The organism is Aminobacter sp. P9b, assembly GCF_045345995.1.
Lineage (GTDB): Bacteria > Pseudomonadota > Alphaproteobacteria > Rhizobiales > Rhizobiaceae > Aminobacter > Aminobacter niigataensis.
Genome location: NZ_CP150082.1, coordinates 874,338 through 898,595, shown reverse-complemented (window position 1 = coordinate 898,595; position 24,258 = coordinate 874,338). Strand labels below are relative to the sequence as shown.

The 24,258-nt window shown below is 66.0% G+C and carries 19 protein-coding genes; 9 read left to right on the top strand and 10 right to left on the bottom strand.

Features of this window, described 5'->3' with window-relative positions; translation table 11 throughout:
- Positions 1-21 precede the first annotated feature (21 nt).
- From rpmI to infC, 3 genes are all read right to left on the bottom strand, one after another.
- The gene (gene rpmI, locus WHT83_RS04490; protein WP_055981974.1) at positions 22-225 is read right to left on the bottom strand and encodes a 50S ribosomal protein L35; all 204 of its coding nucleotides are present in this window, start codon (positions 223-225) and stop codon (positions 22-24) included.
- A 210-nt stretch (positions 226-435) separates the two neighbouring features.
- On the bottom strand, positions 436-1,062 hold the full coding sequence (locus WHT83_RS04485) for an isoprenylcysteine carboxylmethyltransferase family protein (protein ID WP_108606115.1): 627 nt from the start codon (positions 1,060-1,062) through the stop codon (positions 436-438).
- 203 nt (positions 1,063-1,265) lie between these two features.
- Positions 1,266-1,802 carry a translation initiation factor IF-3 gene (infC, locus tag WHT83_RS04480; protein ID WP_082496743.1) on the bottom strand — a complete coding sequence of 179 codons (537 nt, stop codon included), beginning with the start codon at positions 1,800-1,802 and terminating at the stop codon, positions 1,266-1,268.
- Positions 1,803-2,002: 200 nt separating this feature from the next.
- Between infC and WHT83_RS04475 the strand changes: the two genes are divergently transcribed.
- The 9 genes from WHT83_RS04475 to WHT83_RS04435 all read left to right on the top strand — a co-directional run bounded on the left by WHT83_RS04475 (position 2,003) and on the right by WHT83_RS04435 (position 10,608).
- Entirely contained in the window at positions 2,003-2,776 is a 774-nt protein-coding gene (locus WHT83_RS04475) for an alpha/beta hydrolase (RefSeq protein ID WP_406873080.1), read from the top strand.
- Between the two features lie 4 nt (positions 2,777-2,780).
- Positions 2,781-3,923, top strand: a complete 1,143-nt coding sequence (locus WHT83_RS04470; protein ID WP_406873079.1) for a benzoate/H(+) symporter BenE family transporter — start codon at positions 2,781-2,783, stop codon at positions 3,921-3,923.
- Positions 3,924-4,040: 117 nt separating this feature from the next.
- Positions 4,041-4,481, top strand: a complete 441-nt coding sequence (locus WHT83_RS04465; protein WP_108606118.1) for a DUF2852 domain-containing protein — start codon at positions 4,041-4,043, stop codon at positions 4,479-4,481.
- Positions 4,482-4,573: 92 nt separating this feature from the next.
- Positions 4,574-5,332, top strand: a complete 759-nt coding sequence (locus WHT83_RS04460; protein ID WP_108606119.1) for a M48 family metallopeptidase — start codon at positions 4,574-4,576, stop codon at positions 5,330-5,332.
- A 195-nt stretch (positions 5,333-5,527) separates the two neighbouring features.
- The gene (locus tag WHT83_RS04455; protein WP_183263296.1) at positions 5,528-6,187 is read left to right on the top strand and encodes a phosphoribosylanthranilate isomerase; all 660 of its coding nucleotides are present in this window, start codon (positions 5,528-5,530) and stop codon (positions 6,185-6,187) included.
- A gap of 29 nt (positions 6,188-6,216) precedes the next feature.
- Entirely contained in the window at positions 6,217-7,437 is a 1,221-nt protein-coding gene (trpB, locus tag WHT83_RS04450) for a tryptophan synthase subunit beta (RefSeq protein WP_406873078.1), read from the top strand.
- A gap of 2 nt (positions 7,438-7,439) precedes the next feature.
- Positions 7,440-8,279 (top strand): tryptophan synthase subunit alpha, encoded by an 840-nt coding sequence (gene trpA, locus WHT83_RS04445; RefSeq protein WP_406873077.1) that lies wholly within the window; start codon positions 7,440-7,442, stop codon positions 8,277-8,279.
- Between the two features lie 36 nt (positions 8,280-8,315).
- Positions 8,316-9,239 carry an acetyl-CoA carboxylase, carboxyltransferase subunit beta gene (gene accD / locus WHT83_RS04440; RefSeq protein WP_318763120.1) on the top strand — a complete coding sequence of 308 codons (924 nt, stop codon included), beginning with the start codon at positions 8,316-8,318 and terminating at the stop codon, positions 9,237-9,239.
- A gap of 37 nt (positions 9,240-9,276) precedes the next feature.
- Entirely contained in the window at positions 9,277-10,608 is a 1,332-nt protein-coding gene (locus WHT83_RS04435; RefSeq protein WP_406873076.1) for a bifunctional folylpolyglutamate synthase/dihydrofolate synthase, read from the top strand.
- 83 nt (positions 10,609-10,691) lie between these two features.
- On the opposite strand, the gene trxA is transcribed toward WHT83_RS04435, so the two are convergent.
- The 7 genes from trxA to ahcY form a co-directional block, all read right to left on the bottom strand.
- Complete coding sequence (gene trxA / locus WHT83_RS04430; RefSeq protein WP_108606125.1) at positions 10,692-11,012, bottom strand: thioredoxin; 321 nt, start codon at positions 11,010-11,012, stop codon at positions 10,692-10,694.
- A gap of 75 nt (positions 11,013-11,087) precedes the next feature.
- The gene (gene addA, locus WHT83_RS04425; RefSeq protein ID WP_406873075.1) at positions 11,088-14,618 is read right to left on the bottom strand and encodes a double-strand break repair helicase AddA; all 3,531 of its coding nucleotides are present in this window, start codon (positions 14,616-14,618) and stop codon (positions 11,088-11,090) included.
- Positions 14,615-17,740, bottom strand: a complete 3,126-nt coding sequence (gene addB, locus WHT83_RS04420; RefSeq protein WP_183263301.1) for a double-strand break repair protein AddB — start codon at positions 17,738-17,740, stop codon at positions 14,615-14,617. Before addB ends, addA begins: the two co-directional genes overlap by 4 nt.
- Positions 17,737-18,441: a nucleotidyltransferase family protein gene (locus WHT83_RS04415; protein WP_406873926.1), complete on the bottom strand. Its 705-nt coding sequence runs from the start codon at positions 18,439-18,441 to the stop codon at positions 17,737-17,739. Before WHT83_RS04415 ends, addB begins: the two co-directional genes overlap by 4 nt.
- Before the next feature lie 26 nt (positions 18,442-18,467).
- The gene (tsaE, locus tag WHT83_RS04410; RefSeq protein ID WP_406873074.1) at positions 18,468-19,979 is read right to left on the bottom strand and encodes a tRNA (adenosine(37)-N6)-threonylcarbamoyltransferase complex ATPase subunit type 1 TsaE; all 1,512 of its coding nucleotides are present in this window, start codon (positions 19,977-19,979) and stop codon (positions 18,468-18,470) included.
- A gap of 5 nt (positions 19,980-19,984) precedes the next feature.
- Complete coding sequence (locus WHT83_RS04405) at positions 19,985-22,534, bottom strand: ATP-binding protein (RefSeq protein ID WP_406873073.1); 2,550 nt, start codon at positions 22,532-22,534, stop codon at positions 19,985-19,987.
- A gap of 196 nt (positions 22,535-22,730) precedes the next feature.
- Positions 22,731-24,131, bottom strand: coding sequence for an adenosylhomocysteinase (ahcY, locus tag WHT83_RS04400; protein WP_108606131.1), 1,401 nt, complete (start codon positions 24,129-24,131; stop codon positions 22,731-22,733).
- Positions 24,132-24,258: the final 127 nt, after the last annotated feature.

The window sequence follows — 24,258 nt, the reverse complement described above, 5'->3', positions numbered from 1 at the left end:
AACGCTATCCAGGCCGAGTGCTCAGAGGCCGTTCGGCAGAAAATTCTTGATGACCTTCTTGCCGTCCGGTTCAGCCAGAACCATCGTGCCACGGGCATCGCGAATGAACTTGTTGGAACGCTTGATCATGCCATGGCGCTTGCCGGCGGCAGCCGCCAGGACCTTGCCGGTCGCGGTGATCTTGAACCGCTTCTTGGCAGCGGATTTGGTCTTCATCTTGGGCATTTTGCTACTCCGTTCTTCAGGATCCCGTTGCACCCGAAAGCGCTGTCGAAATCCCTTCATGTTGTTGTTTTCAGGCCGACCAAAGCCCGAAAAGCAAATGAAACCGCCACGGCATGCCCTGCCGGGCGGTTCTGGGACGCGGCTATATACGCGGAAGTTTGGCGCAGTGCAACACCCTGAAAGGGGCGCAAGAGCAATGAATCCGCGGCCTCAGGGGAGGCGGAACAGCACCGGCAGAGCGCCGGTGACCTGGGCGTGGTCGATCAGCTCGAACACAGGAAGGGCCACCAGAAAGACGAGACCGTCGAGTAACGTGTTCAGCAACAGCTTTGGCTTGAAGCGGCCGGTGTCGCCCTCCTTATAAAGGGAGATGTCGGGAACGAAGCGCGGAACCCGGGCGACATAGGCGGCGTATTCGGGGCCGAAGAGGTGTCCGAGGTGCTTTTCCTCGCGCAGGATGACGACGTGGAAGGCAAGGGCACACATGAGCGCAAAGCCGATGCTGACGACGATCGAGCCCATCTGCGCGCCGACGCCGGCGGCAGCCAGCGTCGAGAAGACATAGAGCGGATTGCGGGTCATCGAATAAGGTCCGCCGGTAACGATCTCGCCCGACTTGCGCCCGCCGATGTAGAGCGTGCACCAGAGCCTGCCGACGATGCCGAGGAAGATCATCAGGATGCCGGCCATTTCGACGACTTCATGAATCGTCGTGTCGGGCGGGAAGGAGGACTGGCCGAACAGCAACGCCGCGAACAGCGCCACAATCAACGCGGCAAGCACGATGCGGCGCCTGTGCTGGTAGCTGCCCAGGCCCTTGTATTCCGGCTCGCTCATTGCTTTCCACTCGCCAGCCGCTCGCTTGTGGCGAGTTTGTCGCTCGGCGCCTTGCAGGAGAAATGGCCTCGTTCCGGCAGGGCTGCCGGAACCCGCGGAGCGCTGCGCGTCCTTTCGGACGCGCAGAAACGCTCCGGCAGTGTCAGTCGCGCCGAGAACCCCGAAAATCTGTGTCGATTTTCGGGCGGCTCTCGCACCAGGCGTCAGCGCGGCGCGAGCACCATCATCATCTGGCGGCCTTCGAGCTTGGGCTCGGCCTCGACCTTGGCGATGGCGGCAGTTTCCTCACGGACCTTGTTGAGGAGCTGCATGCCGAGTTCCATATGCGCCATCTCGCGGCCACGGAACCTGAGCGTCAGCTTGACCTTGTCGCCTTCCTCGAAGAAGCGGCGAACCGCCTTCATCTTGGTCTCGTAGTCGTGGTCGTCGATGTTCGGGCGCATCTTGATCTCTTTGATCTCGATGACCTTCTGGTTCTTGCGCGCCTCGGCCGCCTTCTTCTGGTTGGCGTATTTCAGCTTGCCGAGGTCAAGAATCTTGACGACGGGCGGCTGGGCGTTGGGGGAAATTTCTACGAGATCGAGGCCTGCCTCTTCGGCGGCCAGGAGTGCGTCGTTGATGGAAACATCGCCACGGTTGGAACCGTCGACGTCGATCAGCTGGACCCGGGGAACCCGGATGTCACGGTTAGCGCGCGGGCCGTCCTTGGTGGGTGCGGCTGCTTTAAAAGGTCTGCGAATGGTCGTTGTCTCCTCGAGCCATTGACGTTGTCATGTTTGCGGACGCGCCAATGTGGGGAGCGCGCGGGCGAAGTCAATAACACAGCACTCGCAACAAATCACCTGCTTCCGCACATGCGAACTGCCCCAAAAGAACGATTCTTGCGGCACTTTCCGCATCGGGCCGGCTGTGCCACAAGTCCGTGCCGAGGGGATTTGACATGACTGCCAGCACACCGGACTTCATCGAGGTCGACAGCACCCGCATCGCCGTAAGGTATCAGGACGGCGCAGCACCCGGCGTTGTCTGGCTTGGCGGCTACAAATCGGACATGCTGGGAACCAAGGCGGAGACGCTGGCCACCTGGGCCGCGGGCGAGGGGCGCGCCTTCCTGCGCCACGACTATTCCGGCCACGGCGAAAGCGGCGGCGCCTTTGCCGACGGCACGATCTCGAAATGGCTGGCCGAGAGCCTGGCGGTATTCCGCCAATTCACGAAGGGGCCGCAGGTGCTGGTCGGCTCGTCGATGGGCGCCTGGATTGCGCTCAGGATGAACGACGAACTCAACAAGGCAGGCGAGGGCGACCGCGTCGCCGGCCTCGTGCTTCTGGCACCGGCGCCCGACTTCACCGCAGAGCTGGTCGAACCGGCGCTGACCGAGGCGCAGCGGAAAGACCTCGCCGAGAAGGGCTATTTCGAGGAGCCGTCGGAGTATTCGCCGGAGCCCTACATCTATACCCGCGCCCTGATCGAGGACGGCCGCCAAAACCTGGTCATGACCGGACCGATCCACACCCATTGCCCCGTCCACATCATTCAGGGCCTTGCCGATCCCGACGTGCCACACAGCCACGCGCTGAAGCTTATGAGTCTTCTGCCCGCCGACGATGCGACGCTGTCGCTGGTGCCCAACGGCGACCACCGGCTGTCACGGCCCGAAGACCTCGATCTGTTGACCCGCGCGGTCAGCGAAATGATTAGCCGGGTGGGCTGAGCGCATGCGCATCTCGATCCCGATCTCGGCCTTCGTTGCGGCAATCGTCGGCTTCGGCGGCACGCTGGCGATCATCATCGCCGCCGCCGACGCCGTCGGCGCGACGCAGGTGCAGACGGCGAGTTGGGTGACCGCCATCTGCCTTGCCATGGCGCTGGAGACCGCATGGCTGTCGTGGCGGACGAAGATGCCTGTCATCACCGCCTGGTCGACGCCGGGTGCGGCACTGATCGCGGCGAGCAGCGGCTTCACCATCGGCGAGGCGGTCGGTGCCTTTCTCGTCACCGGCGTGCTTCTGGTGCTGACCGGACTGATCAAGCCGCTGACGCAGCTGATCTCGCGCATCCCGGCCTCAGTTGCTTCTGCCATGCTGGCCGGCATCGTCGTGACCTTCGCCATCAATGCGGCAAAGACCGTGCCGTCCGACCCATGGCTGATCCTGCCGCTGATTGCCGCGTTTTTCCTGATCAGGCTCTACAATCCGGCGCTGTCGGTTCTGGTCGTGCTGGTCGGCGGCGGGTTGGCGGCGTTCCTCACCGGCCGCGTCGGCGGGCTGCCGGCACCTGAACTGTCGACACTGACGCTGATCGCGCCCGAGTTCACCGCCACCGCCATCATCGGCCTGGCCGTGCCGCTCTACCTCGTCACCATGGCTTCGCAGAACCTTTCCGGCCTCGCCGTGCTGCGCGCCGCCGGCTACCATCCCGAGCCCGGCCCGCTGATCGGGATGACCGGGCTGTTCTCGGTGCTGTCTGCGCCGTTCGGCGCCTCCACCACCAATCTCGCGGCGATCTCGGCGGCGATATGCACCGGCCCGGACGTGCATCCCGACATGAAGGAGCGCTGGAAGACGGGGCCGTACTATGCGCTGGCCTATGTCGTCTTTGCCGCCTTCGGCGCCTCGCTGGTGGCGATCTTCGCGGTGCTGCCGCCGAGCCTGATCGCGCTGGTGGCGGGGCTGGCGCTGATGGCCTCGCTGGCCAATGCGCTGGCGATCGCGCTCAAGGACGAGCATCATCGCATGGCCGCGACGACGGCTTTCGTCGTCACCGCCTCGGGGCTGACGCTGCTCGGTGTCGGCTCGGCTTTCTGGGGACTGGTTGCCGGATTGGTCGTTCTGGTGCTGGAAAACTTGAAAAAGGGCTAGGATTCGCAAGGCCTTGTCCGGTTTTGCCCGGCACCGTCTTGAATCGCCATTTTTGTCTTCCCATCTCGATTCCAAGCAGCCGACCTGGCTGCCACCGATAGAAGGAACGGGAGACAGATGAACACGACTGCACTGATCCGTCCGGCCTGGACGCCGGCGACCATCGCATTGATGGTGATCGGCTTCATGGTGTTCTGGCCGCTCGGCCTCGCCATGCTTGCCTACATCATCTGGGGCGACCGGCTTGACGGTTTCAAGCGCGACGTAAACCGTGCGACCGACGGCGTCTTCGCCGGCTGCCGCCGGGCTTCCTACCGGGCCAGCGCCCAGACCGGCAACGTCGCCTTCGACGACTGGCGCGAGAAGGAACTCGAGCGCCTCAACGAAGAGCGCCGCAAGCTGGACGAGATGCGCGACGAGTTCGACACCTATGCCCGCGAACTGCGCCGGGCCAAGGACCAGGACGACTTCGACCGCTTCATGGCCAACCGCAACAAGCCGACCGCGCCCACGGTCACGCCCAAGAAGGGCGGCAAGTCAGGCCTGCTTGACGACTGAGGCCGCACCCACGCGATGAACGCCAACGGCGCCGTGCATGCGGCGCCGTTTTCTTTTGCTCCGATTTCCCTCGAATCATCTAGTCTCGCCCCATGTCCTTTGGCTTCTTCCGCAAGCTGACAAAACCAGCGCCTGCCCCCGTCCAGGAGCGGGATCATGTCGTCGCGGGCCGCACGCTGCCGCTCAGGATCGTCGAGAACGACCGGGCGCGGCGGCTGACGCTGCGCATCGACGCCGGCGGCCGCGGCCTGCGCATCACCGTGCCGCCCGGCCTGCGCCAGGGCGAGGTCGACCGGTTTCTCGACCGCCACCAGGGCTGGCTGGAACAGCGCCTCGCCAAGGTGCCTGACAGGCCGCAGGTGCGCCCGGGCATCAAGATCCCGATCCGCGGCACCCCGCATCTGATCGTCCACGAGGGCGGAACGCGCGGAACGGTGCGCCAGTCGCAGGACGAAAGCGGACCGACGCTTGTCGTTCATGGCGACCGCACGCATCTGGCGCGACGCGTCGCAGACTTCCTCAAGCGCGAAGCCAAGCGCGACATCGAGGCGATGGTGGCAAAGCACTGCGAGGCCGCCGGCCGCCGCGCCAAGGCGATCCGCTTCCGCGACACGTCGAGCCGCTGGGGCTCGTGCACCTCGGACGGAACCCTGTCGTTCTCATGGCGGATCATGATGGCGCCGGCGCCGGTGATCAACTACCTCGTCGCCCACGAGGTGGCGCATCTGCGCGAAATGAACCACGGCCCGAAATTCTGGAAGCTGTGCGAGGAGCTTTGCCCCGACACCGAGCGCTGCAAGGCCTGGCTCAAGCGCAATGGCGGTGCGCTGCAGGCGATACAGTTCGAATGAGCGGCTTACCCTCCCCCTAGTGGGGAGGGTCGACGCGAAGCGGCGGGGTGGGGTCAAAGGACGACTTGCTTATAACCGGCCGTACGCCTCACTACCCCCACCCCGGACCTGCGGTCCGACCCTCCCCACTAGGGGGAGGGTAAGGCATTCGCTCTTTTCCTCGACTTCGCCGCCTTTTCGTGCCACTCCCCAGCCATGGCTTTCGACATCAAAATCTGCGGCCTCAAGACCGATGAGGCGCTGGCAACTGCGCTCGACAATGGCGCGAGCCATGTCGGCTTCATCTTCTTCGCCAAGAGCCCGCGCAACGTGTCGCCCGAAGACGCCGGACGGCTGCGCGAGGCAGCGCGCGGCAGGGCCAAGGCGGTCGCCGTGACCGTCGATGCCGACGATGCCTTCCTCGACGAGATCGTCGCCGCCATGGCGCCCGACATGATCCAGCTGCACGGCAAGGAAAGCCCGGCGCGGGTGGCCGAGGTCAAGGCGCGCTACGGCCTGCCCGTGATGAAGGCTTTCTCCATTCGCGAGGCAGCCGATTTCGAGGCGATCGCACCTTATGCCGGTGTCGCCGACCGCCTGCTTTTCGACGCCAAGCCGCCCGCCGGCTCCGAATTGCCCGGCGGCAACGGCGTCTCGTTCGACTGGCGGCTGCTCGCGGGCCTTGACGCCTCCGTCGATTACATGCTTTCGGGTGGGCTGAACGCCGTCAACATCGGCGACGCCATCAAGCTCGCAAACCCGCCCGGCATCGACATTTCCTCGGGCGTGGAAAGCGCACCGGGCGTCAAGGATGCGGCGCTTATCGAGAATTTCTTCAGGGCCGTCAGGGCAGCTAGCGACCGCAGCGCCGCCTGATCGAGCCTCCAGCCGCAAGGAGATCGGCCGTGAACAAGCCGACTGAGCCCAATTCTTTCCGTACCGGACCCGACGAGCAGGGCATGTTCGGCATTTTCGGCGGACGGTTCGTTGCCGAAACGCTGATGCCGCTGATCCTCGAACTGCAGCGTCACTGGGACGAGGCCAAGAACGATCCGGCCTTCAAGGCGGAGCTGAACGACCTGTCGACCCATTATGCCGGGCGGCCCTCCAAGCTCTATTATGCCGAAGGCCTGACCCGGCATTTGGGCGGCGCGAAGATCTACTTCAAGCGCGAAGACCTCAACCACACCGGCTCGCACAAGATCAACAATTGCCTCGGCCAGATCCTGCTTGCCAAGCGCATGGGCAAGACCCGCATCATCGCCGAAACCGGCGCCGGCCAGCATGGCGTCGCATCGGCGACGGTCGCTGCCCGCTTCGGCTTCCCGTGCTTCGTCTACATGGGCGCCACCGACGTCGAGCGGCAGAAGCCCAACGTCTTCCGGATGAAATTGCTCGGCGCCGAGGTTCGGCCCGTCAACGCCGGGCACGGCACGCTCAAGGACGCCATGAACGAGGCGCTGCGCGACTGGGTCACCAACGTGCACGACACCTATTACCTGATCGGCACGGCCGCCGGCCCGCATCCCTATCCCGAACTGGTCCGCGACTTCCAGTCGGTGATCGGCACCGAGGCGCGCGCCCAGATCCTCGAGCAAGAGGGACGCCTGCCCGACGTGATCGTGGCCGCCGTCGGCGGCGGCTCGAATGCGATTGGTCTGTTCCACCCCTTCCTTGACGACCGCAGCGTCAAGATCGTCGGCATCGAAGCCGGCGGTCGCGGGCTCGACGGCATCGAGCACTGCGCCTCGATGAACGCCGGCAGCCCGGGCGTGCTGCACGGCAACCGCACCTATCTGTTGCAGAACGCCGACGGCCAGATCCTCGACGGTCATTCGATCTCGGCAGGCCTCGACTACCCCGGCGTCGGCCCCGAACATAGCTGGCTACGCGACGCCGGCCGCGTCGAATACGTGCCGATCCTCGACGACGAGGCGCTGGACGCGTTCCAGCTCACCACCAAGGTGGAAGGCATCATCCCGGCGCTGGAATCGGCCCATGCCATCGCGCATGCCGTCAAGGTCGCGCCGACCATGGGCAAGGACAAGGTGATGATCGTCAACCTGTCAGGCCGCGGCGACAAGGACGTGCATACGGTCGCACAAATGCTGGGCATGGAGATCTGATCATGACGACCCGCATCGACCGCCGCATGGCGAAGCTCAAGGCCGAAGGCCGTCCCGCACTCGTGACCTATTTCATGGGCGGCGACCCGGACTACGAGACGTCGCTGTCGATCATGATGTCGCTGCCCAAGGCCGGCAGCGACATCATCGAGCTTGGCATGCCGTTTTCCGACCCGATGGCCGACGGCCCGGCGATCCAGGCCGCCGGCCTGCGCGCGCTGAAGGCCGGCCAGACGCTGGGCAAGACGCTTCAGATGGCGCGCGAGTTCCGCCAGGACGACAACGAGACGCCGATCGTCATGATGGGCTACTACAACCCGATCTACATCTACGGTGTCGACCGCTTTCTCGAGGATGCAATCGCCTCCGGCATCGACGGGCTGATCGTCGTCGACCTGCCGCCGGAGATGGATGCCGAACTGTGCATCCCCGCACTCAAGGCCGGCATCAACTTCATCCGCCTGGCGACCCCGACGACCGACGACAAGCGCCTGCCCAAGGTGCTCGAGAACACATCAGGCTTCGTCTATTACGTGTCGATGACCGGCATCACCGGTTCGGCGCTGGCCGACACGAGCAAGGTGGCCGAAGCGGTGCAGCGCATCAAGGCCCATACCGACCTGCCGGTCTGCGTCGGCTTTGGCGTCAAGACCGCCGAGCAGGCGAAGACCATCGGCGCATCGGCCGACGGCGTGGTCGTCGGTACCGCGATCGTCAATGCGGTTGCCAATGTCATCGGGCCGAAGGGCGAGAAAACCGCCGATCCGGCCGAGGCTGTCGCAACGCTGGTCAACGGCTTGTCCCAGGGCATTCGTGCTGCACGCCTTGCTACCGCCCAATAAATACCCCATGTCCCCGGGACGAAGAGGACCGCTGTCATGAACTGGATTACCAACTACGTCCGCCCCAAGATCAACTCGATGCTGGGCCGCCGCGAGATACCCGACAATCTCTGGATCAAGGATCCCGAGAGCGGCGAGATGGTGTTCCACAAGGACCTTGAAGAGAACCAGTATGTGATCCCGTCGTCGGGCCATCACATGAAGATCTCGGCCAAGGAACGGCTGCGCTTCTTCTTCGACGACGGTCGCTATGAACAGATCGACAATCCGAAAGTCGTCACCGACCCGCTGAAATTCCGCGACGAGAAACGCTATGTCGACCGCCTGAAGGATGCCAAGGCCAAGACCGGCATGGAAGACGCGATCCTGTCGGGATCCGGCAAGATCGAGGGCCTTCCCGTCGTCGTCACCGTGCAGGACTTCGCCTTCATGGGCGGTTCGCTCGGCATGGCGGCGGGCGACGCGATCATCCGCGCCTTCGAGGTCGCACTCGAGAAGAAGCGCCCGCTGATCTTGTTTGCCGCCTCGGGCGGCGCGCGCATGCAGGAAGGCATTTTGTCCTTGATGCAGCTCCCCAGGACGACGGTGGCGGTCGACCGCCTCAAGGAAGCCGGCCTGCCCTATATCGTGGTGCTGACCAACCCGACGACCGGCGGCGTGACCGCGTCCTATGCGATGCTGGGCGACGTGCATATCGCAGAACCCGGTGCGCTGATCGGCTTCGCCGGCCCGCGCGTCATCGAGCAGACGATCCGCGAGAAGCTGCCCGAGGGCTTCCAGCGCTCGGAATACCTGATGGACCACGGCATGGTCGACATGGTGGTGTCGCGGCTCGAGCTCAAGTCCACGATCGCCAACCTGCTCAAGATCCTGACCAAGGCGCCGGTTGCGGCCAAGACCACCGAGGCCGAGATCCTGCCGCCTGTCGTGCCGGTTCCGGAACGACGCCCGCAGGCCTGACCACACAGACACGGCCCTTGGCCCCGGGGAATTTGCCATGACCACGCTCGAAGCCGATCTCGAAATCGAGCGCCTTTTGGCGCTGCATCCGAAGGGTTTCGACCTTTCGCTCGACCGCATCACGCGGCTGCTCGAACGCCTCGGCAATCCGCAGGACCACATGCCGCCGGTGATCCACATCGCCGGCACCAACGGCAAGGGCTCGACCGCCGCGTTTTCACGCGCGCTGCTCGAGGCCTCCGGCCGGCTGGTCCACGTCCACACCTCGCCGCATCTGGTGAACTGGCACGAGCGCTATCGCCTTGCCGCACCCGGCGGCGGCAAGCTGGTCGCCGACGACGTGCTGGCCGATGCGGTCCGACGCGTCGGCGAAGCCAATCGCGGCGAGAAGATCACCGTCTTCGAGATCCTCACCGCCGTCACCTTCGTCCTGTTTTCCGAACATCCGGCCGACGTCTGCATCATCGAGGTAGGGCTCGGCGGGCGCTTCGACGCGACCAACGTCATCAAGCGGCCGGCGTGCTCGGTCATCATGCCGGTGTCTATGGATCACGAGGCCTATCTCGGCGACAAGGTCGAGCTGATCGCCGCCGAAAAGGCCGGCATCATCAAGCGCGGCTGCCCGGTCGTCATCGGCGCCCAGGAAACCGAAGCGGCACAGCAGGTGCTGATCGACACCGCCGAGCGGCTGAACTGCCCGCTCGAGGTCTACGGCCAGGATTTCGTCGCCTTCGAGGAAAACGGCCGCATGGTCTACCAGGACGAAAGCGGGCTGATGGACCTTTCGCCGCCACGGCTGCCGGGGCGCCACCAGTTTGCCAACGCCGCTGCGGCCATTGCCGCGGTCAAGGCAGCAGGCTTCCCCCTCACCGAACGTGCCATCGACAAGGCGATGACGTCGGTGGCGTGGCCGGGGCGGATGCAACGCATGCCACAGGGCGCGCTGACCGAGCTGGCTCCGAAAGGTGCTGAAGTCTGGATCGACGGCGGCCACAATCCCGGCGCCGGCACCGTGATCGCCGAAGCGCTTGCCGAGCAGGAAGAAAAATCCCCGCGGCCGCTTTTCCTGATCTCCGGCATGATCAACACCAAGGACCAGGCCGGCTATTTCCGTCCGTTCCACGGCATGGCACGCCATGTCTACACCGTGCCGGTGACGATGAGCGAGAGCGGCGTGCCCAATGAGGAACTGGCGGTGCGTGCTACGGAAGCCGGGCTTTCAGCCGAGCCGGTCAGCTCGGTCGCCAACGCGCTGATGCTGTTGCGCGATACCTGGAACGAGGACGAGCCGGCGCCACGCATCCTGATCGGCGGCTCGCTCTATCTCGTCGGCGAGGTGTTGGCCGCGAACGGCACGCCGCCGACCTGACCTGACCTGACCTGATATTGTCGAGACGACCCAACAAAAAAGCCCGGCAGTGCCGGGCTTTTTCGTATCCAGACTGATTCGGCTCAGACGTTGCCGGCGATCCAGTGCGAAAGGGCGGTCTTGGGAGCGGCGCCAACCTTGATGTCGGCCACTTCGCCATCCTTGAAGATCATCAGCGTCGGGATCGAGCGCACGCCAAACTGGGCGGCGATCTCGGGATTCTCGTCGATGTTGACCTTGGTGATCTTCACCTTGCCGGCGAGCTCGTTGGAAATCTCTTCCAGTGACGGACCGATCATCTTGCAGGGACCGCACCATTCGGCCCAGAAATCGACCACGACGGGCTCCTTGGCCTCGAGCACGCCGGTCTTGAAATTGCTGTTGTCGATCTTGACGGTGGCCATGATGCCGATCCTCTTGCGGTTAGCTGTCGCGCCATATGTGGTAGTGCGCGGACCCTTGGTCAAGCACCCGTTGTGTCACGCTTGGGTGAGTCGAACAAGGGCGGCGTCCATGGCAGCAGGGGGCAACGGGATCAGCCGCGGCGCCTCGGTGAACAGCAAGGCGGCCGAAACGTCCTTGCCGGGATAGAGCGGCTGGAGCAGCGCCCGGTAGAGCGCAAGCTGCACGACATAGGCATGGGGCACCTCGTCGAGCGAGGCCGGCGGCGAGGCGTTGGTCTTGTAGTCGACGATCAAAACCTCGTCATCGGTGACCGCCAGCCGGTCGATCTTGCCTGACACCGAGCGCGGTTTGCCGCGAACGTCGAGGCTGCCCATGATCGCCACCTCGGCACGCGACGAAGGCGCAAACAGCGGCGCGAAATCACGGTCATCGAGAACGGAGAACACCGAGGCGAGAGCCGAGCTTCGCTGCACTTCATCCCAGCCCCTGCCGGCACGGGCGAGATAGCGTTCGGCGGCCTGGCGCCGCTCCGCAGGATCGAGGCGCGGCAGCATCTGCAGCAGCCGGTGCAGCGCCGAGCCGCGGGCGATGGCAAAGGCGGGCTCGCCATCGGCATCCAGCACCGGCGAACGGCCCGAGATGACAGGCTCCTCGATTTCCTCGATCAGCGCTGAGGCACCTGACGGCGACAGCGGCCGCGGCAGGTCCTCCAGGGGTGGCGGCCGGTCGAACAGGCTGCCCGGCAGCGGCGCCGGGGCGGCCAACCCGGCTGCCTCGCGCTCAGGCGCTATTTCTGGCGCACCCGACAAGGGCGTTACGCGGAAACGATGGACCTTGAGATCGGCGACGACGGGATGGTCGCGCAGCTCGCTCTCGGGTGCGGCCGAAAGTGCCCGCGAGACGATCGAATGCCAGGTGTTGCCGCCCGGCGCGCGCTTGCCATGATAGCCGCAGACGATGAGGCGATCCTCGGCGCGGGTCATGCCGACATAGAGCAGGCGGCGATACTCGTCGTCGGCCAGTTCGCGGGCGGTCAAGGCAGCACCCTTGGAGAAGGCGTTGGCGACATCGGCGCCGGCGCGCCAGAGGTAACCCTTGCCGTGCCAGTGCCTGGCCTTCGGCAGGAACGGCATGAGCCGTGGCAGGTGCTGGTCACTGAACGGCGCCGAGCCGCTGTCGACGAGGAACACCACAGTCGCCTCCAGCCCCTTGGCGGCGTGCGCCGTCATGATGCGGACCTCGTCGCGGGTCTGGTCCATCTCGCGCTTGATCTCGGGGCCGGCGTTTTCCAGCGTCGACAGGAAGGCTTCGAGCCCGGGCAGGCCGGTGCGCTCTTCCGCCAGGCAGAAGTTGAGGAACTCGTCGAGAATGTCGCCGGCTTCCTGGCCGAGGCGCGAGATCATCTTCTTGCGCACGCCGTCGCGATCGCGGCCGCCCGAGAGAACGCCTGAATAGAACTCGAAGACCGGCCGGAACGCGGCTTCGTTGGCCCAGACATCGAGCTGTTCGGCGACCGATTTCAGCACCGCATCCGTTTCGGCCGCAGTGCGCAGCGAGGCAACCAGCGAACGGCTGCCGGGGCGGCCCGAAGCGAGCGCAAACAGCGCCTCCTCGGAGAAGCCAAAGATGGGGCTGCGCAGCACGGCGGCGAGGGACAGATCGTCCTCGGGCTGGATGAGGAAACGGCCGAGCGCAATCAGATCCTTGACCGCGATGTGGCCGGGCAGGCTGAGCCGGTCGGCACCGGCGACGGGGATGTCGCGGCGCTTGAGGGCGCGGGAGAGCGCATGGACGAAGCGGTCGCGCTTGCGCACCAGCACCATGACGTCGCCGGCGCGCAGCCGCTTGCCGGTGCCTTCGACGATCTCGCCGTCGTCGAGCCATTTGCGGATCGTCGCCGCCACCTGCTCGGCCACCACCACGGCGGGCGCGTGGGCATGGTCGATGGGCTTGCGCCAGTCGTCAGGCTCGTCGACCACATCGGTGCCGACAGAAGGCCAGACCTCGACATAGCCGGGGGCGCCGGCGCGGATGGCCTTGTGGCTCGGCGGCGCCGGCGCGCGGGTGACGCCGCGACGCACAGTCGGATCCTCGAACACGCGGTCGACGGCTGACAGCACGTCGTCGGTGGAACGGAACGACCAGGTCAGCGTGACATCCTCGAAGCGTGCCTCGGCGGCCCGGATACGGGTGGCGAATTCGTGCTTCGAATCGTCGAAGGATTCGGGTGCCGCGCCCTGGAACGAGTAGATCGACTGCTTCTCGTCGCCGACGGCGAAAACAGTGCGGTGGACATGGTCGCGCGCGCCGGAGCCGGCGAAGAATTCCTCGGCCAGGCGCTTCACCACCTCCCACTGGTCGGGGCTGGTGTCCTGGGCCTCGTCAAGCAGGATATGGTCGATGCCCTTGTCGAGCTTGTACTGGACCCAGGGTCCGGCATCGGGGCGGGCGAGCAGGTTGACCGTGCGGGTGATGAGGTCGTTGAAGTCGAGGAAGCCACGGCCCGTCTTCAGCCGCTCGTAGCGGGCGATCAGCCAGTCGGCGATGGTGAGTGCGGCGCGCGTCGCCTCCAGCATGCGGAAATGGGCGAGTCGGTCGGAGGCGTGCATGATCGCATCCGAAGTCGCCTGGTAACGCTCGGGCAGGTCGGGCAGACGGTCGAGCAGCGCCTTCTTGAAAGCGCTCTGCGTGTAGGGATCGCCGTCGGCCTTGAGGAAGGCATCGGCCAGCAGCCCAAGGCGCCGGATCGGGTCGGGTTCGGCATAGGCCAGCCTGGCATAGGGCAGGATGTTGTTGAGCACGCTGCGCGCGTCGGTGGCGTCGGCCGCCGCGGCAAAGGCGTTGAAGAAGGCGGGCTCGAAGCCGGGCAGCGGCCAGATCGAGCTGGCTATGGCTTCGGCGCTGTCGCCCTGTGCGAAACCGAACTCTTCGTAGAGCGCTCCGAACGGCCAGGCAAAGTCCATGATCTGGCCGATAAAGGCGCGCAGGCCGTCGCGCTTGGCGACGATCTCGGAAAGCAGCGCATCGAGGCCGGCCTCGCCGCCGCGTTCTAGCACCATGGCGAAGGCTTCGGCGAGTTCGGGATTGGCCGCGCCGCCCGTCACCATCTCGCGCCGTGCGGTGGCGAACAGCGTCGCCTCCATCTGCGGATCGAGCATCTCGAAATGGGCGGCGATGTTGGCCTCGAGCGGGAACTGGTGCAGCACCGACTCGCAGAAGGCGTGGATGGTCTGGATCTTGAGGCCGCCCGGCGTTTCCAGCGCCTCGGCGAAGAGGCGGCGCGCCCGGCGCAGCATGGCCCGGTCAGGCCGCGCGCCGTCGAGGGCCGTGATGCGCTCGGCCAGCTCTACGTCGGGCAGCATGGTCCACTCGGACAGATTGGCGAAGACGCGGTTCGACATGTTGGCGGCGGCGGCGCGCGTATAGGTCAAACACAGGATCTTCGACGGGTCTGTGCCGCGCAGCAGCAGCCGCATGACGCGCTGCGACAGCACGTGGGTCTTGCCCGAGCCGGCATTGGCCGACACCCAGACGGAGTTGCCGGGATCGGAGGCGCGGGCCTGCCGGTCGGCGGTTTCCTGGGGGACGAAGAACTTCTTCTTCATTCCTCGCCCTCCGAGCCGCCGTCGCCGCCAGCCGACCATTCGAGGACACGGGCGAGATGGTCGTAGTCGCCGTCGGTTTCGCCCTCGCGGAAGGGCAGTGCGCGCGAAAGATAGCCGGTGGCGGGATCGTCGTAATGCTGGAGCAGCTGCTCCAGCCGCGTCCAGGCCTCTTCCGAAAGCTCCGCCGCCGACTTGGGCTTGCGGTTGTGTTCGAGGATCGATTCCTCGAACACCTCGCCATTGGGCTTCAGACGGACGAAGGCGAGCTGCGACGGTTCGCGCTTGCCGAGTTCGCGGAAGGCGCCACGCCGAAGCAGGGCGCCTTCGAGCGCCAGCTGCGGCGCGATCAGAGTGTGGGCCTGCGCCTTGGACGGCGACGAGCCGGTCTTGTAGTCGATGATGTCGGCCATGCCGCCGGCGAGCAGGTCGATGCGGTCGGCGCGGCCGGACAGCGTGACGCCGGTCCGGCCGACCTCGGTGGCGGAAGCACTTTCTTCAGCATGGCGGCTGGCGACGGCGGCCGCGCGGCTGCGCTCCCATTCGAGGATGCCTTCGGCCATGCGCTCGAAGCGCGGCCACCAGACCGCCTCGACATCGGCGGGCAAGGCAGCCTCGGCAAAGCAGTGGCGACCGGCGGCGATGAGCACGTCGAGCGCCTGCGGTGCGCGCGGATCGCCCACCGTTGCCGAAAACAGGTGCAAGATGTCATGGAACAGCGTGCCGCGCTCGGCGGCACCGGGATCGCGAACCAGCGGGTCGACCGGCATCAGCCTCAGGATGCGGCGCGCATAGACCGCATAGGGATCACGGCGCAGCGTCTCGATCTCGGTGACCGAGAAGCGGCGCGGCCGCACCGCGACGGGCGGCTTGGGGTCCGGGCGGGCGGCGAAGTCGGTCTTCTCGCCGGCGTCGAGCTGGCGCGCCCAGCCGAGCAGCGTAGCACCACGCTTGCGCAGCACGGCGGCGTGGTCGGGGCCGACATAGGTCAGCAGGCGCTGCAGCCAGCGCGACGGCACTGCAGGTGCATCGCCCGAGCGGGCCGAGCGCGACAGCACCACGTTCCTGGCGCCCATCGCCATCTGGAAATCGTGGGCGGCGAGGCCGATGCGGCGCTCCGGCGGTTCGAGATCGATGCCCGTCTTCATGACGCGTGACATGAAGCGGTCGGCCTCGGCCTTGCGCGGCCAGCTGCCCTCGTTGAGCGCGCCGATGACCAGCGTGTCGACCGTCTGCAGACGCGCTTCGAGCGCACCCCAGATCGATATGGCCCGGTCGGCACCTTGCGACGGCTTGACCGCGTCGGGGGCGACGAGCGCGTCGAGCACGTCTGGCCATTCGGCTACGGCGAAGCTGAAGCTCGCCTGGGCCGAGACCAGCCCGCGCAGCGATTCTGCCAGCTTGGCGCCGGCATCGCCGTCATAGAGGGTTGCCAGTCCGCCAAGCTCGTCTCGGCCGAGATTTTCGAACGCCTCGACGGTGGCGCGCACGACCATGCCGAGCTCGATGGCCTCGTCGCCACGAAGGGCGGCGAGCGGCGCAACTGCGGCGACCAGCCTGACCGCAACGTCGCGCGCCTCCTCGATGCGCCGGGCGTTGATGCGGTCGAACCAGAAAGGCTTGCGCGACGCATCGCCGATGCCGGTGAGGCGCGCGTCGAAATCTTCGGCGAGCCGGGCGACATCGGGTCGGCCGACGCCGCCACGCAGCACCACCAGTTCGATGGTCTCGGCGGCCCGCCTGACGACGTGGCGCTCTAGCCCGAGCCGCAGCAGCGGGTGCTTGAGCAGCGACAGCACGGCGACGGGATCGCCGGGGCGGATGGCCGCCTCGACCATGGTACGCAACAGGGCGGCCGGCGGGGTGTTGGCCAGCGGCACGCCGCCGGAATCGTCGGCTTGGATGCCGAAGCGACGCAGTTCGGCGGCAACGCGGCGAGCGAGGTTGCGGTCGGAAGTGACGAGGGCGGCGCGATGGCCTTCCTGTGCGACCGCCTCGCGCAACGCGATGGCAATCGCCGCAGCCTCGTCGCGCTCGTGGGCTGCTTCGAGCAGAGTGACCCCGGCGAGTGCGTCGGCGATTTCGGCATCGCTGACGCTGCCGCGCTTTTCGGCCCAGGCGTCGGTGGTTTCGGCCGGGCGCAGCGCTTCGCCGACGATTGCAGCGCGGCGCACCAGCGCCGGCGACGGGACACCCAGTTCTTCGACGTCGCGGCGCAGGATGCCGATCTTACCGATCAGCTTGGCCAGGCCGTATTGCGGGTGGCCGAGCACCGAAGCGCGGAGGTCGGGCGCGGTGATCGCATCGTAGGCGACCTCGTCGAGCGCGGCATCGAGCCCCGGAAGCACGACGGCACCGCGCGGCAGGCGCGCAATCGCCGCCAAAAGCTCGGCGGTGGCCGGAATCGAGCCTGTGGAACCGGCGGCGATGACCGGACCTGCCGGCGGGTTGCGCCTGAGGCGCTCGGCCTCGAGCCGGATCAGGGCGCTGCGGTGGGCGGCGGGGTTGGACTGGTCGCGCTCGGCGAGCAGGTCGGGCCAGACCGAAGTGACGATGGACAGGAAATCGAGCGTGACCTGCCACCAGCCGGAGAGTTCGCCCGAGACAAGGCCGGCGAGCTTGGCCCAGTCGGAACCTTCGGTCTCGATCTCGTCCATCAGGCCAGAGAGATCGCGCGCCAGCCAGATAGCGTCGGCGGCGGAAGCCGGCACCACAACCTCCTCCTCGAACAGGGCGGCGACATGGGCGGGCAGGCGGCGCTTCCAGGCGCGCACCAGCGGCGCGAGCGTCAGCAGGCGGTCAATGGACGAAATCGGCGGTGCCAGGTCGAGCGCGGCTCCGCCCTCGGCCTCGAAGGCAGCCTCGTCCTCGTCGAACTCGCCAAGCGGCTTGATGACAGGCAGGATGGCCGAGCGGCCGCCGGCGGCGTCGACGAAGACCCCACGCAACGCCCGCGCGGCACGGCGCGTCGGCACGTAGATGGTGACGTCGGCCAGTGCCAGCGGGTCGCCGTCGAAGCGGAAGTCGGGGATCAGGGTGCCGTCGAGCAGGGATGCCGCCAGCGTCGGCAGGAAGGGAGCGCCGGGCGGGATGGAAAGGACGCGTGGCGACGCGCGGCCGCTCATTGCGCTCCCGCCAATGCCCTTTTCACCACGGCTTCGGCGGGCGCGATGGCATCGGGGGTGCCGACCGTGATCCAGCTGCCCTGCATCTGCATGCCGAACAGGCGCCCGGCCGATATCGCCTGGTCGAAATAGCGGTTGAGCGAGGCTGGGGTGGCGGTCGCGCCTTCAAAGATGCGGGGATGGATGATGGCAGCACCGGCATAGATCAGCCCCTCGGGCGCACCCTTGGCACGGCTCAGCCGGCCGTCGGACGCGACGAGGAAATCGGTGCCGCCGGAATGGCCGGTCGCCTGAGGGAGAGCCGCGAGCATGATCAGAATATCCATGCGCGCATCGTCCCAGGCAAGGGCGAGGCGGGCAAGGTTAGGCGCGCCCTCATCAATCCAGAAGGTGTCGGCATTGACGATGTAGAACGGAGCTGTGCCCAGCTCGGGCAGCGCCTTGACGATTCCGCCGGCGGAATCCAGCAGGCCGTCGCGTTCGTCGGAGATGAGCACATGCGGCTGCTTGCGGTTCGCGACATGCGCGACGATCTGGTCGGGCAGATAGTGGACGTTGACCACGGCCCGTTCGACGCCTGCTACAGCCAGGCTGTCGAGGCCCCAGTCGAGCAGGGTCTTGCCAGATATCTCCACCAGCGGTTTCGGCATCGTCTCGGTGATCGGCCGCATGCGCTTGCCGAGACCGGCTGCGAGAACCATGGCGACTGACGGGATCTTCGCTCCACTCACGTGTCAAATTCCTCGAGCAGGCGGTTGTCGCGGTAGAAGTCGCGCAGTTCGGCCAATGCCGGATGCGCCAGCGCCCGGTGCAGGTAGTCGCGAATGCGCGGCAGGTGCTTCAGATATTGCGGCTTGCCGTCACGCCGGTCGAGGCGGACGAAGATGCCGAGGATCTTGGAGTTCCGCTGTGCCGCCATGATGGCATAGGCCTCGCGGAAAGCGGCCTCATCGAAGCTGCCGGCGGCGTGGCGGGCGGCGACATAGGCGTTGACCGTGTCGTGCTCGATCTCGGGCGACACGGTGACGCGCGCGTCCATGCCGAGCGAGGCGACGTCATAGGCGACCGGGCCGATCAGCGCGTCCTGGAAGTCGACGATGCCGAGCCTGTCGAAACCCTTCTTGTCGGCGCGCCAGATGATGTTGGGCGAGTGATAGTCGCGCAGCACCAGCCCAGATTGCTTGTCGGCGAGGCGGTCGAAGACGGCGTTCCAGGCTGTCTGGTAGCCGTCGCGCAGCGCTTCGGAAGCGGACGCTCCGGTGACGGCAGGCACATACCAGTCGACCAGCAGGTCGACCTCGATCATCATCGCATCGCGGTCAAAGGGCGGAACCTGGTGAACGACGCCGGGCGCAGCTTCGAGCCGGGCGTCCCAGTGTTTCCCGTGAATCATCGCCAGCAGTTCAGCCGCCGCGGCATAGCGCTCGGCGATGGGCTTGCCCTCGGGGTCGAGGAAAGCGCCGGTGCCGAGATGTTCGAGCAGCAGAAAGCCCTGGTCGAGATCCTGTGCGACGATGCCGGGCACGGTGACGCCGCCCGCTGCAAGCGCCCGGTCGATGGCGACGAAGGCAGCAACCGTCTGCGCGGTGTGCGCGATCTCGGCATAGGGCTTGCCGTCGCGGACGGGTGGACCGAGTACCAGCCTTGGCGAGTTCATCAGCACCAGTGATGCCCGGCCTTCCGGGCTGACGGTTTCGTAGCCCCGCGCCGAGGCGTCGCCGGTGAAGCGGGCGCGGCGCGCCTCGCCAAAATCGGCTGAGATGAGGAAATCTCGCATGGCGAGCGATCGGGCGACGCGGTCGAAGGCCTGGCCATCGCCCGAGATGATGATGCGGCGGCCATCGCCCTCGTGCTCGATAGCGAGCCGCAGGCTGGCAGCGGGCATCGCGCCGGCGGCGCGCTCCGGCCACTCCACCAGAGCCACACCCGAGGCGACGGCTTCATCGAAGCCGAGTTCCTGGAGCTCCTCGGAAGAAGACAGGCGGTAGAGGTCGAAATGATGAACGGGGACAGGCGTGTCGTAGCTCTGGACCAGGGTGAAGGTCGGGCTCGGCACTTCATGCCAGGGATCACCCGCCAGCGCCCGGATCAGGCCGCGCGCCAGCGTCGACTTGCCGGCGCCGAGGTCGCCGTCGAGCAGCAACACGTCGCCCGGCTTGACCGCCATGGCAAGATCTTCGCCCAGCCGCGTGGTTGCGGCCTCGTCAGGCAGGAATCGCTCCAGCGATCTGGCCGCCATGAAGCCTACTCCGCCGCCACCCGCACGCCGGCTGGCGCATCGGGGAACAGGCAGACGACCGTGGTGCCACGGTCCTTGCCGCTGTCGATGCGGACGGTGCCGCCATGCAGCTCGACGAAGCTTTTGACGATGGACAGGCCAAGGCCGGCACCACGCTTGCGGCCGCCGTTGACGCGGGATTCGAAGCGCTGGAACATCGTGTCGAGCACCTCCGAAGGCATGCCCGGACCATCGTCATGGACGGAGAATTCCACGCCCTCGGCCAGCTGGCGGCAGGCCAGCGTGATGGTGCTCGCGGACGGCGCGTAGTTCACGGCGTTGCTGAGCAGATTGTAGAGGATCTGGCGCACGCGCGTCTCGTCGCCATTGAAGCTCTTCGGCGCGCTGGCGGTATCTATGGCGAGGCTGATCGAGTGCTCTTCCAGGCGGTCGGCGATAAGTTCGGCGGCAGCCTCGATGGCGCGGTCGATACGCACCTCGGCGATTTCGAGCTGCATGATGCCGGCATCGACGGTTGCGAGATCGAGGATGTCATTGACGATGGTCAAAAGCACGCCCGAGGACGAACCGATGTGCTCGACATATTCGCGCTGGCGCTGTGACAGCGGGCCGGTACCGGGCAGCGACAAAAGCTCGGTGAAGCCGATGATGTTGGTCAGCGGCGAGCGCAGCTCATACGAAACGTGCTGGACGAACTCGTTCTTGATCTGGTCGGCACGCTGAAGCGCCTCGTTCTTGTCCTTGAGCGCGCGCTCCATGTTGACGCCGTCGGTGACGTCGACAAAGGTCAGCATCACCTGGCCGTTGGGCAGGTGGATTACGGCGTGCTGGAGCACCGAACCGTTCTTGAGTTCGGTCTGGCCATGGCGGTCGCTACGCTCGTCGAAGCCGGTGACGGCGGCGACGAAATCGGCCCATGGGCTCTCTTCGGCACGCATGTCGCATTCAGCGCGGATCGCCGAAATATGCGTGCTCTGCCGGAGGGCCTCGGGCGACACACCCCAGAGCTGGCCGAAGGCCGGATTGAACAGGCGGATGCGGCCGTCGGGGCCGAAAACGACGACGCCTTCGGCGAGATTGTCGAGGGTTTCACCCTGGACACGCACCGCCGTGGTGTAGCGGCTTTCGAGGTCGATCTTCTCGGTCAGGTTTTCGAACACCCAGGTGACGCCGCCCTTGGGCTGGGGATTGGCGACGACGCGGATGGTGCGGCCGTCGGGCAGATGCCAAAGATGCTCCTGCGGCTCGACGGCGCGATATGCGCCGAGCAGGCTCTCCTTCCAGCGCCGCCATTCCGGCTGCTCCGGCAGCTTGCGTTCGCTGCGCAGGCGGTCGAGCAAAAGCGCATTGTCGGGTGCGCTGGAGAGATAGCCGGCGTCGAGTTCCCAGAGCTTCTGGAAAGCATTGTTGTGGAAACGCAGCTTCTGGCTGGCGTCGAAAGTGGCAACGGCGGTCGCCACCTGGTCGAGCGTGTCGGCGTGGCTGCGCACGACCCGGCTGTACTCTTCGCGGATGGCATCGGCCGCGCTCATGTCGGTGGCGATGCCGGCCGAACCTTCCCTGCCGACAACGTCGGTCACGGCGAACATGCGACGGTCGCCGTCGATGACGGTCGACAGTGTCTGCTGGAATACGGGACGCGACAGGTGCTGCTGGACGATCGCTTCGCGCGATTGCGTGCCCAGGAACTCCTTGCCGTCGCGGATGGCTGCGGCGGAATCGGCTGCTTCGACGGCCCTGGCGAAGGCCTTGTTGACCCATTTCAGCCGGCCATCGGAATCGCGCATCCAGAACGGCATGTCGACGGCGTCCATCAGGCCGACAAGCGTTTCGTATTCGGCGCTGAGGCGCTGGTTGTCGAGCGTCAGCCGCGCCTGGCCGCGCTGGGCCTCGGAGATCGAGACAAAGCGGACGATGACGTGGGCGCCGCTCTTGCGGCCGTGGACTTCGAGGACCGCACCGGCATGGGTCTCCGCCACCAGTTCGAAGGCAGTGCCTTTGTCACGCAACGCGGCAATGGCATTTTCGAGCGCTGCGGCCGAACGCGGCATCAGCCAGCGACCGAAACCGAGGAAGGCGGCGCGCTCGTCCGGCGCGCCTGTTTCGATCGGCAGCGAACCGATCAGCTCCGGCTTCTTGTTCTCGTTGGCCCAGATGATGACGCGCTGGTCGCGCAGGTTGAGCAGGGCCTCCGAACGCTGCAGCGATGCATTGAGGTCGGCGACGCGGCCGCGCAGCTCGACGTTCTCGGCGGCGATGCGTACCTTCTCGCGGATCAGCGCAATGGCGGAAATGAGCGCCGCTCCCATGACGCCGACGAGCACGGCGAGCTGGATGACTTCGGCCGTGCTGACGGGCAGGCCGACGGCGGCGGCCTGCTGGGCATGGGCATATCCGACAGGCGTGCAGAGCGCAGTGGCGCCAAGCATGACTGCGGCCGAACGGCTGCCGAGCCGGCGCACGGCCTGCCACATACCGCCTGGAAGGGGCATCTGCGAATCCTGTCGGCCGCCGGAAACGGCCTGTCCCGCTGAAAGCGGGTATTCCCCCGGCATGTCTTGTTCCTCTCCGCCGCCTGACTGCAAGACCGCCCTGAAGCGCCCCAAAAAGTTCCGCCGAGAACGGGCGCGTGGCGAATCACGCCACAATAGCCGTTAGGCGAATCGCCGTGAAGAAGGCGTTCGCGCAAAAAAGAAACCGGGCGAAAGTCAATCGCCCGGTTTCAATATGTTGTATGTATTTGCGCTATGGTTAATAGCGGTAGTGTTCCGGCTTGAACGGCCCCTTCGGCGTCACGCCGATATAGCTGGCCTGTTCATCGGACAGGGTGGTCAGCTTGGCGCCGAGCTTGTCGAGGTGCAGGCGGGCGACCTTCTCGTCGAGGTGCTTGGGCAGCACGTAGACTTCGTTCTTGTACTGGCCGGGCTTGGTGAAAAGCTCGATCTGGGCCAGCGTCTGGTTGGTGAAAGACGCCGACATGACGAAGCTCGGGTGGCCGGTCGCATTGCCGAGGTTGAGCAGGCGGCCTTCCGACAGCAGCAGCATGCGCTTGCCATCCGGGAAGCTGATCATGTCGACCTGCGGCTTGACGTTGGTCCACTTGAGGTTGCGCAGGGCCGCGACCTGGATCTCGTTGTCGAAGTGGCCGATGTTGCCGACGATGACCATGTCCTTCATCAGGCGCATGTGGTCGAGGGTGATGACGTCCTTGTTGCCGGTCGTGGTGATGACGATGTCGGCGGTGGGAGCAGCGTCTTCCAGCGTGACGACCTCGAAGCCGTCCATAGCAGCCTGGAGCGCGCAGATCGGGTCGACCTCGGTAACCTTGACGCGGGCGCCGGCGCCCTGGAGCGAGGCAGCAGAACCCTTGCCGACGTCGCCGTAACCGCAGACGACGGCGACCTTGCCGGCCATCATGACGTCGGTGCCGCGGCGGATGCCGTCGACCAGCGATTCCTTGCAGCCGTACTTGTTGTCGAACTTCGACTTGGTGACACTGTCGTTGACGTTGATCGCCGGGAAGGGCAGCAGGCCCTTCTTCTGCAACTGGTAGAGGCGGTTGACACCGGTCGTGGTCTCTTCGGTGACGCCGCGGATGGCAGCCTTGTGCTTGGCGAAGAAGCCCGGCGTTTCAGCCATGCGCTTCTTGATCTGGGCGAACAGGATCTCTTCCTCTTCGCTGCCCGGGTTGGACAGTACGTCCTCGCCGGCCTCGGCACGGGCGCCGATCAGGATGTACATGGTGGCGTCGCCGCCATCATCGAGGATCATGTTGGTGGCGCCGCCATCGGTCCACTGGAAGATCTGGTCGGTGTACTGCCAGTATTCCTCGAGCGTCTCGCCCTTGACGGCGAAGACCGGGATGCCGGCTTCGGCGATGGCGGCCGCGGCATGATCCTGGGTCGAGAAGATGTTGCACGACGCCCAGCGGATGTCGGCGCCGAGTTCCTTCAGCGTCTCGATCAGCACCGCGGTCTGGATGGTCATGTGCAGCGAGCCGGAAATGCGCGCGCCCTTGAGCGGCTTTGCTTCACCGAACTCCTCGCGGCAGGCCATCAGGCCCGGCATTTCGGTTTCGGCGATCTCGATTTCCTTGCGACCCCAGCCGGCGAGCGAAATGTCGGCGACCAGATAATCCTTGCTACCCGTCATGGCTTGCTCCGATTCCTGTTTGCTTCGCGCCGCCGCGGGAGGGCTGCGAGGGCGCGCGAAAGATCGGCCTGACTACCAGATCAGGCCGTTATCGACAATGGGACATAAAGAAATCTTTATTCGTGCA